Source organism: Pseudomonas sp. AN-B15, from assembly GCF_019056475.1.
Lineage (GTDB): Bacteria > Pseudomonadota > Gammaproteobacteria > Pseudomonadales > Pseudomonadaceae > Aquipseudomonas > Aquipseudomonas parakoreensis.
Window position 1 is genome coordinate 4,050,156 of the sequence record NZ_CP049737.1, and the last position, 12,783, is coordinate 4,062,938.

The 12,783-nt window shown below is 61.8% G+C and carries 13 protein-coding genes; 8 read left to right on the top strand and 5 right to left on the bottom strand.

The window, feature by feature from the left end:
* Window positions 1–7: 7 nt before the first annotated feature.
* The 4 genes from GTQ41_RS18280 to GTQ41_RS18295 are packed head-to-tail and all read left to right on the top strand — an operon-like array spanning window position 8 to window position 3,593.
* The gene (locus GTQ41_RS18280; protein WP_007965475.1) at window positions 8–937 is read left to right on the top strand and encodes a metal ABC transporter substrate-binding protein; all 930 of its coding nucleotides are present in this window, start codon (window positions 8–10) and stop codon (window positions 935–937) included.
* The gene (locus GTQ41_RS18285; protein ID WP_047295358.1) at window positions 934–1,779 is read left to right on the top strand and encodes a metal ABC transporter ATP-binding protein; all 846 of its coding nucleotides are present in this window, start codon (window positions 934–936) and stop codon (window positions 1,777–1,779) included. The genes GTQ41_RS18280 and GTQ41_RS18285 overlap by 4 nt, the downstream gene beginning before the upstream one ends.
* On the top strand, window positions 1,779–2,678 hold the full coding sequence (locus tag GTQ41_RS18290; protein ID WP_003226663.1) for a metal ABC transporter permease: 900 nt from the start codon (window positions 1,779–1,781) through the stop codon (window positions 2,676–2,678). Before GTQ41_RS18285 ends, GTQ41_RS18290 begins: the two co-directional genes overlap by 1 nt.
* Entirely contained in the window at window positions 2,679–3,593 is a 915-nt protein-coding gene (locus GTQ41_RS18295; RefSeq protein ID WP_047295360.1) for a metal ABC transporter solute-binding protein, Zn/Mn family, read from the top strand. It begins immediately after the preceding gene.
* Between the two features lie 142 nt (window positions 3,594–3,735).
* On the opposite strand, the gene GTQ41_RS18300 is transcribed toward GTQ41_RS18295, so the two are convergent.
* The 5 genes from GTQ41_RS18300 to GTQ41_RS18320 form a co-directional block, all read right to left on the bottom strand.
* Window positions 3,736–3,960, bottom strand: coding sequence for an MbtH family protein (locus tag GTQ41_RS18300; protein ID WP_047295362.1), 225 nt, complete (start codon window positions 3,958–3,960; stop codon window positions 3,736–3,738).
* Window positions 3,961–4,042: 82 nt separating this feature from the next.
* A complete protein-coding gene (locus GTQ41_RS18305; protein WP_047295364.1) occupies window positions 4,043–5,455 on the bottom strand; it encodes an aspartate aminotransferase family protein in 1,413 nt (470 codons plus the stop codon).
* Window positions 5,456–5,598: 143 nt separating this feature from the next.
* Window positions 5,599–6,084 carry a GNAT family N-acetyltransferase gene (locus GTQ41_RS18310; protein ID WP_047295366.1) on the bottom strand — a complete coding sequence of 162 codons (486 nt, stop codon included), beginning with the start codon at window positions 6,082–6,084 and terminating at the stop codon, window positions 5,599–5,601.
* A 202-nt stretch (window positions 6,085–6,286) separates the two neighbouring features.
* Window positions 6,287–7,609, bottom strand: coding sequence for an ATP-binding protein (locus tag GTQ41_RS18315; protein ID WP_047295367.1), 1,323 nt, complete (start codon window positions 7,607–7,609; stop codon window positions 6,287–6,289).
* Entirely contained in the window at window positions 7,609–8,289 is a 681-nt protein-coding gene (locus GTQ41_RS18320; protein ID WP_007969056.1) for a response regulator, read from the bottom strand. The genes GTQ41_RS18315 and GTQ41_RS18320 overlap by 1 nt, the downstream gene beginning before the upstream one ends.
* 295 nt (window positions 8,290–8,584) lie before the next feature.
* On the opposite strand from GTQ41_RS18320, the gene GTQ41_RS18325 reads away from it, so the two are divergent.
* From GTQ41_RS18325 to dsbG, 4 genes are all read left to right on the top strand, one after another.
* Window positions 8,585–9,268 carry a hypothetical protein gene (locus tag GTQ41_RS18325; protein ID WP_047295369.1) on the top strand — a complete coding sequence of 228 codons (684 nt, stop codon included), beginning with the start codon at window positions 8,585–8,587 and terminating at the stop codon, window positions 9,266–9,268.
* Window positions 9,269–9,391: 123 nt separating this feature from the next.
* The gene (gene dsbD, locus GTQ41_RS18330) at window positions 9,392–11,125 is read left to right on the top strand and encodes a protein-disulfide reductase DsbD (protein ID WP_047295371.1); all 1,734 of its coding nucleotides are present in this window, start codon (window positions 9,392–9,394) and stop codon (window positions 11,123–11,125) included.
* Entirely contained in the window at window positions 11,126–11,995 is an 870-nt protein-coding gene (locus GTQ41_RS18335) for a TlpA disulfide reductase family protein (RefSeq protein ID WP_047295372.1), read from the top strand. It begins immediately after the preceding gene.
* The gene (gene dsbG, locus GTQ41_RS18340) at window positions 11,971–12,741 is read left to right on the top strand and encodes a thiol:disulfide interchange protein DsbG (protein WP_047295374.1); all 771 of its coding nucleotides are present in this window, start codon (window positions 11,971–11,973) and stop codon (window positions 12,739–12,741) included. Before GTQ41_RS18335 ends, dsbG begins: the two co-directional genes overlap by 25 nt.
* The last annotated feature ends 42 nt before the right edge of the window (window positions 12,742–12,783 follow it).

Sequence of the window (12,783 nt, forward strand, 5' to 3'; positions counted from 1 at the left end):
CTTGCCCATGCTTATTTCACTGACTCGCCGTCCCCTCCTGCGCACCTTGCTCTTAGGCCTGTGCGCGTGCCTGCTGAGCCCGCTGGCCAGCGCCGATCCGGGCAAACGCCTGCGCATCGGCATCACCCTGCACCCGTATTACAGCTATGTGGCGAACATCGTCGGCGACAAGGCCGAGGTGGTGCCGCTGATTCCCGCAGGGTTCAACCCGCACGCCTACGAGCCACGCGCCGAAGACATCAAGCGCATCAGCGGGCTCGACGTGATCGTGCTCAACGGTGTTGGCCATGACGACTTCGCCGACCGCATGATCGCCGCCAGCGAAACGCCGAACATCAAGACCATCGAAGCCAACGAAAACGTGCCGCTGCTGGCCGCCACCGGTACCGCGGCGCGCGGCGCCGGCAAAGTGGTCAACCCGCACACCTTCCTGTCGATCAGCGCTTCGATTGCCCAGGTCAACAATATTGCCCGCGAGCTGGGCAAGCTCGATCCGGACAACGCCAAGACCTATACCCAAAACGCCCGCGCCTACGGCAAACGCTTGCGGCAGATGCGCGCCGATGCCTTGGCCAAACTGACCCAGGCACCGAACGCCGAGCTGCGCGTGGCCACGGTGCATGCGGCTTATGACTATCTGCTGCGCGAATTCGGCCTGGAAGTGACGGCCGTGGTCGAACCCGCCCATGGCATCGAACCGAGCCCGAGCCAGTTGAAAAAGACCATCGACCAACTGCGCGAGCTTGACGTGAAGGTGATCTTCTCCGAGATGGATTTCCCTTCGACCTACGTCGAAACCATCCAGCGTGAGTCCGGGGTGAAGCTGTACCCGCTGTCGCACATTTCCTATGGCGAATACAGCGCTGACAAGTACGAAAAGGAAATGACCGGCAACCTCGACACCGTGGTGCGAGCGATTCAGGAGTCCGGGGCATGACAGCAAAAGAAACCCTCTCTGACACCCATCAATCCCCTGTGGGAGCGAGCCTGCTCGCGAAAGCGCCGGGTCAGCCAACAGCGATATCGAATGACACACCGCATTCGCGAGCAGGCTCGCTCCCACAGGGATTGGGGCCGACTCTGGATTTTGCGCAAGTCTCTCTGACGCTCGGTCGCACGACAATTCTCGACAACGTCAGCTTCCAGGTCCAACCCGGCCACGTGCACGCCCTGGTCGGCCCGAACGGCGGCGGCAAGAGCTCGCTGATCAAGACCCTGCTCGGGCAAATGCCGCATCAGGGTCAACTGAGCCTGCACTGGCCCGGTCAACCCGGGACCATCGGTTACGTGCCGCAGGCGCTGGAGTTCGATCGTGGCTTGCCGATGACCGTCGACGATTTCATGGCCGCCATGTGTCAGCGGCGCCCGGCTTTTCTCGGCTTGAGCAGACACTACGCCAACGCCATCGGCGAGGCGCTGGAACGGGTCGGCATGCAGGACAAACGCAAGCGGCGCATGGGCGCGCTGTCCGGTGGCGAACGCCAGCGTGTGTTGCTCGCTCAAGGCTTGATCCCGGCCCCGCAACTGCTGGTGCTGGATGAGCCGATGTCAGCGCTCGACGAAGCCGGGATCCAGGTCTTCGAACGCCTGCTCGGCGACTGGCGCGCCGCCGGCATCACCGTGCTGTGGATCGAGCACGATCTGGAAGCGGTCAAGCGCCTGGCCGACCGAGTCACCGGTCTCAACCGCCGCGTGCTGTTCGACGCAACGCCGCAACAGGCGCTGACCCCGGAACGTCTGCTCAGTCTGTTTTCCACCCATCCACGGAGCGCAGTCTGATGAGCTACGAAGCCTTTCGTTTGATGGTTCAGGGCTGGGCATCGTCCGGTTACCTGCCGGAAGCGCTGGCCTACGGTTTTGTGGTCAACGCGCTGCTTGCCGGTCTGCTGATCGGCCCGGTGCTCGGTGGTCTCGGCACGCTGGTGGTGGTCAAGCGTTTTGCGTTTTTCTCCGAAGCGGTCGGCCACGCAGCACTGACCGGCGTGGCCATCGGCATTCTGCTCGGCGAACCCTACACCGGGCCGTACGGCAGCCTCTTCGGTTACTGCCTGTTGTTCGGCATCCTGCTCAATTACCTGCGCAACCGCACCGGTCTGGCGCCGGACACCCTGATCGGTGTGTTCCTCTCGGTGTCGTTGGCCTTGGGTGCAAGCCTGCTGCTGATTCTGGCCGGCAAGATCAACGTGCACATTCTGGAGAACGTGCTGTTCGGTTCGGTGCTGACCGTCAATGGCAACGACCTGCTGGTGCTGGCGATTGTCGGTTCGCTGGTCATGGCCCTGGCGTTGCCGCTGTACAACCGGATCATGCTCGCCAGTTTCAACCCGCAACTGGCGGCGGTACGCGGCGTCGCGGTGAAGACCCTGGATTACCTGTTCGTGATCCTGGTGACGCTGATCACCGTCGCGGCGGTGAAGGTCATCGGCGCGATTCTGGTCGGCGCGTTGCTGGTGATTCCGGCGGCGGCAGCGCGTTTGCTCAGCCAGTCGCTCAAGGGCTTCTTCTGGTGTTCGGTGCTGATTGCCACCGTCAGCACCCTGTGCGGGATTCTCGCGCCGATCGTCTTCGATCTGCCGATCCCGTCCGGCGCCGCGATCATTCTGGTCGCCGGCATCGCCTTCGCCCTCGCCGCCATCGCGCGCGGGGTTGTTCCGAGTCTGAAAGGGAACCTTGGATAAATGATCTTCTCACTGCGAAAGCTGACCCTGGCCATGGCCCTGTGCGGCGTGGCCGGCAGCCCGTTGCTGGCGGCTGAAAACACCAAACCACTTCGCGTACTGGCCTCGTTGCCCATCACCTACGGCTTGGGCGAAGTGCTGCTCAAAGGCACTGACGTCAACCTGGAACGTGCGGCCCCCGCCAATCTGCCGGGCAGCCGTCAGACAGCGTACTTCACCGGTCGCGGCGCACCGGCACTGGGCAAACTGGCAGGCGATGCCGACGCGGTGATCGGCGTGCGCTCGTTGTGGGCGGATGATCCGCTGTACCCGATCGCACGGCGCAGCAACATTCGCATTGTCGAGGTCGACGCAGCACGTCCGGTGGACGGCGCCCTGCCAGGGATCGCCGTGCAACCGGGGCTGAAGGTCGATGGCTTGAACAGTCAGCCATGGCTGGCGAGCAACAACATGGGACGGATGGCCGACGTGATCGCGGCGGATCTGGTGCGCCTGGCGCCATCGGCCAAACCGAAGATCGAGGCCAATCTGGCGGCGCTGAAACAGCGCCTGCTCAAGCTCAGCGCCGACAGCGAAGCGCGTCTGGCCGAGGTCGACAACTTGAGTGTGGTGAGCCTCAGCGATCACTTCGGTTACCTGATCGGCAGCCTGAATCTGGAGCTGGTTGGCGAGGATCCACGGCCGGATAGCGAGTGGACGCCGCAAGAGTTGAAGCAACTCACGGCGACGCTCAAGGACAACGATGTGGCGCTGGTGCTGCATCATCGCCAGCCATCGGAAGCGGTGAAGGCGGCGATTGCTGCGTCGGGGAGTCAGCTGCTGGTGTTGAGTACCGACGCCGAAGATCCGGTGGCGGAGCTGGAAGGCAATGTCGATTTGCTGCTCAGGGGGTTGAGCGGCGGGCCTTCGGCCTAAGATCAAAAGATCGCAGCCTTCGCCAGCTCCTAATGGGGGATACTTACACCCTGTAGGGGGCTGCCGAAGGCTGCGATCTTTTGAAGCCCATAAAAACCCGCTGACTGTCACCAGTCCAGCGGGTTTGTTTTTGCCTGTCAGATTACTGAGCAGCCGTCTGCCCTTCCATCTTCTGGCGCAGGCTCAGCGGACGCATGTCGGTCCAGACCTCTTCGATGTAGGCCAGGCATTCCTTCTTCAGGCCGCTCTTGCCCACGGTGCGCCAGCCTTGCGGCACGGCTTTGTAATCCGGCCAGATCGAGTATTGCTCTTCGTGGTTGACCACGACCTGAAAGAGGATGTCCTCGCGGTCGAATACTGACGTCATGCTGGTTCTCCATCGTTGTGAGGGTGGGCTGCAGCCGGGTGCAGCCGGTTATGTAGAAAGAACGTCCGGCGCTGCGAAAAATTTACTCAGCGGCAGTGGCAGCGGCCAAGGCCCGGCCAAAGATCTCGGCGACACGGTCGATTTCGGCGGCGGTGATCACCAGCGGCGGCAGGAAGCGCACCACCGCGCCATGCCGGCCGCCCAATTCGAGAATCAGTCCGCGCTTGAGGCATTCGCGCTGCACCAGCGGTGCCAGACGGGCGAACGCGGGTGGGTGACCAAGCGCATCCGGCGCGCCGTTCGGGTCAACCAACTCGACGCCGAGCATCAGGCCACGCCCGCGGATGTCGCCCAGTTGCGGGAAGTCGCGTTGCAGGATGCGCAGATGTTCGCTCAGGCGTTCGCCCATGGCGGCGGCGTGTTCGCAGACCTTGTGCTCAAGCAGATAACGCATCACCGCGGAACCGGCGGCCATCGCCATCTGATTGCCACGGAACGTGCCAGCGTGGGCACCCGGTTGCCAGGTGTCGAGCCAGTCGCGATAGACCACCACCGCCAATGGCAGGCTGCCGCCGATGGCTTTGGACAACACCACCACGTCGGGGACGATGCCGGCATGTTCGAAGGCAAACATTTTGCCGGTACGGGCGAAACCGCTCTGAATTTCATCGACGATCAGCGCCACGCCGGCCTTCTCGGTGATCTGGCGTAACCCGCGCAGCCACTCGACGTCAGCCGGAATCACCCCGCCTTCGCCCTGCACTGCCTCAACGATCACCGCTGCTGGCAACTGCACGCCGGCTTCAGGATCGTTGAGCAGGTTTTCCAGGTAACTCAGGTTGGCTTTGACCCCGGCTGCGCCGCCGAGACCGAACGGGCAACGGTAGTCGTACGGAAACGGCATGAATTGCACGCCGTTGCTGAGCAAGGCGCCCAACGGTTTTTTCGGCCCCAGGCTGCCCATCAGGCTCAAGGCGCCCTGGCTCATGCCGTGATATCCGCCGCAGAACGACAGCACCGTGCTGCGCCCGGTGGCGGTGCGCACCAGTTTCAACGCGGCTTCCACTGCATCAGTGCCGGTCGGGCCGCAGAACTGGATTTTCGCCTCGGCCGCGAGTGCCGGCGGCAGCAAACCGAACAAGTCCTGGACGAATTGATCCTTCACTGGCGTGGTCAGGTCGAGGGTGTGCAGCGGCAGCTCATCGGCGAGCACTTGCTGGATCGCCTCGATCACCACCGGGTGGTTATGCCCCAGCGCGAGGGTGCCGGCACCGGCCAGACAGTCGATGAACGTGCGGCCTTCGACATCCTCGACGTACAGGCCCTTGGCGCGTTTGAGGGCCAGCGGAATGCGTCGCGGGTAGCTGCGGGCATTGGACTCCTGCTGGTTCTGCCGGGCCAACAGTGGCGATTCGTTGAACTGGTACAGGGTTTCCGCCGGCGTGGCGGTGATCCGCCCTGACGACTCTTCGATAAGGCTGGTGGCGACTGACATCTCTCGACCCCTCAATACGCTATGGATAGTGACCAAAACAGCACACCGCACAGGTGCGCGTTCCGGTCACGGGGCGCACATGCAGGTTTTCCTGTTCTGGAAACGCTTAAGCGGAGCGAGGATTTAGACCCTTGATCGAGTTGTCAGCCGGACAATGCCAACGGCTTGTGCAGCGTCACGCGGTGCAAGCCCTGATCGCTGGCGGGTGGCGCCAGATCGCGGTAGCCCAGATGTCGATAAAAAGCCGCGCCACTCTGGGTGCTGGCGATGCGCGCCTGCAGCACGCCACGAATCCGCAGCCAGCCCTCCAGGTCGCTCATCAGTGCACGTCCTGCGCCACGGCGAAACCATTCCGGCTGCACATGACAAAAACCGATGTCACCGCTGGCCGTGGCCATGCCGACCCCCACCGGTTTGTCCTGCAGCAGGGCGACGTTCAGGTAGCAATGCGAGTCGGCAAGGCGCGCACTGATGATGTCGGCGGATTGCCGGTCAATCCAGCGGTTGACCTGCTGCGGGTCGTTGCGATGTTCCAGCGCACAACCGACGCGAATCGAACGCTCGATGATGCGACTGATGAGGCCGGCGTCGGCAGGTTTCGCTGGACGAATGCAGATCGGTGCTTGCATGGCGCGTTCCCTCAATCCATTGAGTCAGAGCAGCCCCGACCTTAGCGCCGCGATTGCCAAATCACCAACGCATAGACGTTACATTTGATGTGCCACACCACAAATCCCCTGTAGGAGCTGCCGCAGGCTGCGATCTTTTGATCTTGAAAATCAAAATCAAAAGATCGCAGCCTGCGGCAGCTCCTACAAGGGGGGAGTGTTTTCAGATGGACTGCAGCGGCATGGTCAGCTCAACGCGCAGCCCATCCGCGCGGCTGTCGAAATGCAGGGTGCAGGCGCAGCGCTGAACAATGGCCTGGACGATGGCCAGGCCGAGGCCGCAGCCGGTGCTCTGGCCGTTGCGCCAGAAGCGTTGGGTCAGGTGCTGCAGATCTTCCGCCGCAATCCCCGGACCGTGGTCGCGCACCACAAAACGGGCGCGCTGGCCGACGGTTTCCAGGCTCAGTTCCACCTCAGCGTCCGCGGGGGTATGGCGCAGAGCGTTGTCGAGCAAGTTGCGCAACGCGGCAATCGACAGCACCGCCGGCATTTGCACCGGCGCACTGGAGAGCTGCTTGGGCAAGTGCAGTTTGATGCGCTGACGCTCACCGCCCGCTGCATCCTGCATCGCCAGTTTTGCCACCTGCTCGGCGCTGCACTGCACGCCATCATCGAACGACAGACTGCCCTCGACCCGCGCCAGCAACAGCAGTTGCTCCAGCGTACGGTGCATGCGGTCGGCGCCCTCCTCGGCCCGCGCCAGCGACTGATCGCGGGCACTGCCTTCGGTCATGCGCGCCACTTGCAGGTGGGTCTTGATCGCGGTCAGCGGACTGCGCAGTTCATGCGCGGCATCGCCGGTCAGCCGTCGTTCGCGCTCGATGGTCTTGCCGATGCGCTGAAACAACTGATTCTGGGTATCGAGCAGCGGTTTCAGTTCGCTGGGAAACGACTGCAGTTGCAACGGTTCCAGCGAATCGGCGTTACGCCGCATCAAGGCTTCGCGCAGGCGATTAAGCGGTGCCAGGCCTTGGCCGATGCCCAGCCACAACAGGCACAGACAACCGAGCAACGCCACGCCGACCGGCACCGAGGCCGCCAGCAGGATCGACATGTTCAGCGCTTCGCGTTCGATCTGCCGATCAGCCGTGGTGATCCGCACGTCGCCTCGTGCGAGGGTAAAACTGCGCCACGGCGCGCCATCGATCATCTGGTCATGGAAGCCCATTTTTTCCGCTTCCAGGGTTTGCTCGGGACTGCTGTGACTACGCGCGAGAATCTCCCCGCGCAACGAACTGACCTGACAGGCCATGCCGCCGGGAATGTTCAATTGTTCGGCGCTGAAATGGGTGCCCTCGCCCTTGCTCGGCAGCGCCGGCAGTTGCTCCAGCAGCCCGGCGACCATGCGCGCCGAAGCCACCAATCGCTGATCGAGAGAAAACATCATCTGATTGCGCAAGTCGCTGAGCATCCAGGCCGCGGCGAGGGCCCAGATCAGGGCAAACGCGGCGCCGAGGGTCAGACTCAGGCGCAGACGCAGGCTCATCACTTCTGTTGTTCTCCACCATCGGCCGGCCCAAGGCGATAACCCAGACCGCGCACGGTTTCGACGATGCCCTTGCCGAGTTTGCTGCGCAGGTGGTGGATATGCACGTTGAGGGCGTTGCTCTCCAGTTCGTCATTGAAGCCGTAGACGCTGTCCTTCAACTGCTCGGTGGACAACACCCGGCCACGGTTGTGCAACAACGCCTGCAACAGCGATTGCTCGCGGCGCGACAAATCCACCGGTTGCCCGGCCAGAGTGGTTTCGCGGCTGCTTGGATCGTAGGTCAGCGCACCGTGCTCAATCAGGTTGACGCTGCGCCCGGCGACCCGGCGCAGCAGGGTTTGCAGGCGCGCGAACAATTCACGCAGATCGAAGGGTTTGAGCAGGTAATCGTCAGCCCCGGCTTGCAGGCCGTCGACCCGGTCGGTCACCGAGTCGCGCGCGGTCAGGATCAGCACCGGGATTTCCAGCCCCTGCTGACGTAATTGTTGCAGCAACTTGAGGCCATCTTCGTCGGGCAGGCCAAGATCGAGCACCATCACGTCGAATTCGGCGACCTTGAGCATCGCCCGTGCTTTGGAGGCGGTGTTGACGTGCTCGACCGTCAAGCCTTGGGCTGTCAGGCCGGCGACGATGCCACTGGCGATCAACTCATCGTCTTCGCAAACCAGTACGTGCATGGTGGTTCCCTGAAATAAAAGGCAAGTCGAACAGAACAGGATTAAGCCGCAATTATGGCAGGGCGACAACCGACACGGCAGCGACTCACCCGTTCGCCAGGTCCGGACTCAAAACTGCCAACAGACCGCTTGCGCAAGAACAACGCTTGATCAACTTGAAAACAAACTAACCGACATGAATTCCAACACCTTCAAACTATACAAAACCACAACTAATAACTAACCTCGCTTTCGCAAGTTACATACAACCAATCAAAACTTTAAAACATAAATCAACCTATTAAAGGAACCATGAATGAGCATTACAAAAAACTTCGTAGCCGTTGACTGGCGCACCGGCCCCGACCGCATTTATTTCTTCTTCCCGGAGAAAAACAGTTATTCCCGTTTCGACTTCGAGGATAACAAAGTACTTTCCGGCTTCCCCAAGCCGGTGGATGGCAAATGGGAAGGCTTCGACAAGACTGCTGCAGACTTGCGCTTTGGCTTTACCACGACGACCACCCACTGGAACGGTGGCGTCGACACGCTCTGGCTGTTCTACGACGAAGGAACAACACCCTGCGTTTGCGAGTACAGCCAACAAACCGACAAGGCAATCTCGAAAACCCCCATCGCCAAATCAAAGTGGGAAAAAATATTGCCTTACTACGAAAAAATCGTTGGCGTCATGTGGGCTGAAAGCACTGCACAAAGAGAGAGTTACTGGTTCTTGTTGAATGACGGAAATTATCTGATCTACGAAATATACTCAAAGACCCTGGAACTACTACCTCTAAAAGGTTCGCCCTGGGCACCGCTGGAAGAATATAAAAACCAAATGATGACAGCCGTCACCAATGACTACCCGACCTTCGACACTTACTTTTATGTTTTCCTGAACGACAACCGCTACCTGCGTTATGAACAGAACGCGAAAAAAGTATTTGGCCCGTATACAATCTCCGACTCAACCTGGCCCGGACTGCTGAAGGACTGAGCCACTCGCAGGCACCAGTGAATCGGCGTCGGGTCGCCATCCGACATCGTGCGGGGCGGTTAATCATCGGTTAATCGCCACCCGCCACTGTGCACCAGACTTGCACAGGGACAAGGCTCCTCCATGCGTCATTTTTTTCTTTTGTTTGCACTGCTGATCTCCAGCCTGGCCCAGGCCGGGAACAATCCATTCGAGACCAAACCGGAGTTTCTGCCGGTCGACAAAGCCTTCGTGCTGACCTCCGAACGCCTTGAATCCGGGGAAACCCAGCTGTTCTGGCAGATCACCGACGGCTATTACCTGTACCAGAAACGCCTGAAATTCGACGGTTTGTCGGCAGAGCAGCAGCCGTCGTTGCCCGAGGGCGAGTCGCACAGCGACGAATTCTTCGGTGAACAACCGGTGTATCGCCAAGGGCTGGAGGTGAAAGTCCCGGCCTCGGCCAGCGGTCAGATCAAGGTCAGCTATCAGGGCTGCGCCGATGCCGGCCTGTGTTATCCGCCGCAGACCCGGGTCATCGACCTGGGCGGCAAAGCAACACCAACGGCCAGTGCTGAAGCGCCGGATCAAGCCTTGGCCAGCAGCCTGCAACAACGGGCGCTGGGCTGGAGCCTGCTGGTGTTCTTCGGCCTCGGCCTGCTGCTGGCGTTTACCCCGTGTTCATTGCCGATGCTGCCGATTCTGGCGGGCATGATTGTCGGCAGCGGCGCCACCCCGCGTCGTGGTTTCGCCCTGGCCAGCAGCTATGTGATCTGCATGGCGCTGGTGTATGCCGCGATGGGTGTGATCGCCTCGTTGCTCGGCGCCAACCTGCAGGCGTGGCTGCAAAATCCGTGGCTGCTGGGTGCCTTTGCGGCGATTTTCGTGGTGTTGGCGCTGCCGATGTTCGGCTTCTTCGAATTGCAATTGCCGGTGGCCTTGCGTGATCGCCTCGAACACGCTTCGCGCAGCCGCAACGGTGGCAGCCTGATCGGCGCCGGAGTGCTCGGCGCATTGTCCGGTCTGCTGGTCGGCCCGTGCATGACCGCACCGCTGGCCGGCGCCTTGCTGTACATCGCGCAGAGCGGTAATGCGCTGCACGGTGGCTTGATCCTGTTCGCGCTGGGCATCGGCATCGGTGTACCGCTGTTGCTGCTGGTGACCGTTGGCAATCGCTTCCTGCCCAAACCCGGGGCGTGGATGAACCTGCTCAAGGGCATCTTCGGTTTCCTGTTCCTCGCGACCGCGCTGCTGATGTTGCGCCCGGTGCTGGACTCGTCGCTGTGGCTGGGCCTGTGCGGCGCGCTGCTGCTGATCGCGGCGTTCTGCGCCTGGAAGCAATCGGAAGGCTTCGGCCGCGTCGCCCAAGTGTTCGGCGCCAGTTCGCTGCTGCTCGGTCTGTGGGGCAGCCTGCTGCTGATCGGTGCCGCTGGCGGCAGTGACGACCCGTATCAGCCGCTGCAGGTGTACAGCGCTGGCCGGGTCGCCAGCACCACGCCGAGCGGGCATGACGCGTTCACCACGATCAAGGATCCGGCAGCCCTGCAGCGCGAACTGGATAGCGCCAAGGCTCAGGGCCAATGGGTGCTGCTCGATTACTACGCTGACTGGTGCGTGTCGTGCAAGGTCATGGAGAAACAGGTGTTCGGCAAAGACAAAGTCATGCAAGCGTTGAGCGATGTGCGCCTGCTGCGCCTCGACGTCACTGCCGACAATGCCGCCAGCCGCGAGCTGCTCGGCCGCTACAAAGTCCCGGGGCCACCGAGTTTTGTCTGGATCGGCACCGACGGCGAAGAGCGGCGCAGCCAGCGCATTACCGGCGAAGTCGATGCCGAGACGTTCCTGCAACGCTGGACCACCACCCGAGACGCCAATTAAATGCTGACGTTCACCCTCGGCACCTTTGCCATCGCGCTCAACCACCTGTTGCTGATCAGTGCCTTGGCGCTGGCGACCTTTGTCGGCTGGCGGGTGGCCAAGCGTGGCGGCGATAACCCCGAGTCGGCCTTGTTCAGCCTGTTCCTGCTGGGCATGCTTGCGGCGCGCGTGGCCTTTGTGGCCGTGTACTGGGGCCACTATCGCAACGATCCGTGGCAGATCATCGACCTGCGCGACGGCGGTTTCCTCGCCTGGCCGGGGGTGATCGTGCTGCTGCTCGCCGCTCTCTATCGCGGCTGGCGTCGCCCGGGGCTGCGTCGGCCACTGGGTTTTGGCGTGGCCAGTGGCGTAGTGTTCTGGCTGTTGGCGACCCTGTCACTGAATATCTACGAACAAGGCACGCGCCTGCCGGACATCACCCTGCGCAACGCCGCCGGCGAGACCATCCAGCTCAGCGACTATCAGGGCGGCCCGCTGGTGATCAACCTGTGGGCAACCTGGTGCCCGCCGTGCCGGCGCGAGATGCCGGTGCTGGAAAATGCGCAACAACAACGCCCGGACCTGACCTTTCTGTTCGTCAATCAGGCCGAAAGCATGCAAAGCGTTGCGACTTTTCTTGAAACCCAGGGCCTGAGCCTGAACAACGTGCTGTTCGACCGCAGCGGTCGACTCGGCCAGGCCGTGGGTTCCATGGCACTGCCAACTACGCTGTTCTATAGCCCTGACGGTCGCTTGCTGAGCAGCCATCTGGGCGAACTGTCGAACGCCAGTCTCGCCCGCGCCCTGGAAAACTTCGACACCCCGAATCCAACCGCCGCACCGGCCACCTCTGCAAGGAAACTGCCATGCCCCGCCTCCGCCACCTGCTGACGCTGACCCTGGGCACTGCCCTGCTGCACCTGCCGTCGGTGCAGGCTGCCGAAGAATTGCCCGCCGCGATCAAGCAGATCGAAGCCAAGGGCGCAAAAATCGTCGGCCAGTTCGACGCCCCGGACGGCTTGCGCGGCTATGCGGCGCAGTACCAGAACCGTGGCATGGCGCTGTACCTGACGCCGGACGGCCAGCATGTGTTGCTCGGCAATTTGTACGACGCCGACGGCAAGGACTTGAGCAGCGAACCGCTGCAAAAACTGGTCTACGCGCCGATGGCCAAGGAAATCTGGGGCAAGTTCGAAGCCAGCAACTGGATTCAGGACGGCGACAAGGATGCGCCGCGTACCGTGTACCTGTTCAGCGATCCGAACTGCCCGTACTGCAACATGTTCTGGGAACAGGCGCGGCCATGGGTCAAGGCCGGCAAGGTGCAACTGCGGCACATCATGGTCGGGATCATCCGCGAAGACAGCCCGGCGAAATCCGCCGCCCTGCTGGCCGCGAAAGATCCGGCCAAAGCCCTGGAAGACCATGAGAAGGCCGGCAAGGCCAGCACCCTCAAGCCCTTGAAAGACATTCCAAAAGCGGTGCAGACCAAACTGGCCGCCAACATGCAGTTGATGGAAGACCTGGAGTTGCAGGCGACGCCGGCCATCTTCTACATGGACGACAAGGGTGAGCTGCAACAGCAGCAAGGCGCGCCTTCGCCGGACAAACTGGCGAAGATTCTCGGGCCTAAATAAGCCAGATCAAAAGATCGCAGCCTGCGGCAGCTCCTACATGGG

What these genes read in the sequence shown, in the direction of transcription:
- GTQ41_RS18325 (WP_047295369.1), top strand. Translation starts at nt 8,585, where the DNA reads ATGAGCATTACAAAAAACTTCGTAGCCGTTGACTGGCGCACCGGCCCC.
- GTQ41_RS18290 (WP_003226663.1), top strand. Translation starts at nt 1,779, where the DNA reads ATGAGCTACGAAGCCTTTCGTTTGATGGTTCAGGGCTGGGCATCGTCC.
- GTQ41_RS18335 (WP_047295372.1), top strand. Translation starts at nt 11,126, where the DNA reads ATGCTGACGTTCACCCTCGGCACCTTTGCCATCGCGCTCAACCACCTG.
- GTQ41_RS18315 (WP_047295367.1), bottom strand. Translation starts at nt 7,609, where the DNA reads ATGAGCCTGCGTCTGCGCCTGAGTCTGACCCTCGGCGCCGCGTTTGCC.
- GTQ41_RS18285 (WP_047295358.1), top strand. Translation starts at nt 934, where the DNA reads ATGACAGCAAAAGAAACCCTCTCTGACACCCATCAATCCCCTGTGGGA.
- GTQ41_RS18300 (WP_047295362.1), bottom strand. Translation starts at nt 3,960, where the DNA reads ATGACGTCAGTATTCGACCGCGAGGACATCCTCTTTCAGGTCGTGGTC.
- GTQ41_RS18295 (WP_047295360.1), top strand. Translation starts at nt 2,679, where the DNA reads ATGATCTTCTCACTGCGAAAGCTGACCCTGGCCATGGCCCTGTGCGGC.
- dsbG (WP_047295374.1), top strand. Translation starts at nt 11,971, where the DNA reads ATGCCCCGCCTCCGCCACCTGCTGACGCTGACCCTGGGCACTGCCCTG.
- GTQ41_RS18305 (WP_047295364.1), bottom strand. Translation starts at nt 5,455, where the DNA reads ATGTCAGTCGCCACCAGCCTTATCGAAGAGTCGTCAGGGCGGATCACC.
- GTQ41_RS18280 (WP_007965475.1), top strand. Translation starts at nt 8, where the DNA reads ATGCTTATTTCACTGACTCGCCGTCCCCTCCTGCGCACCTTGCTCTTA.
- dsbD (WP_047295371.1), top strand. Translation starts at nt 9,392, where the DNA reads ATGCGTCATTTTTTTCTTTTGTTTGCACTGCTGATCTCCAGCCTGGCC.
- GTQ41_RS18320 (WP_007969056.1), bottom strand. Translation starts at nt 8,289, where the DNA reads ATGCACGTACTGGTTTGCGAAGACGATGAGTTGATCGCCAGTGGCATC.
- GTQ41_RS18310 (WP_047295366.1), bottom strand. Translation starts at nt 6,084, where the DNA reads ATGCAAGCACCGATCTGCATTCGTCCAGCGAAACCTGCCGACGCCGGC.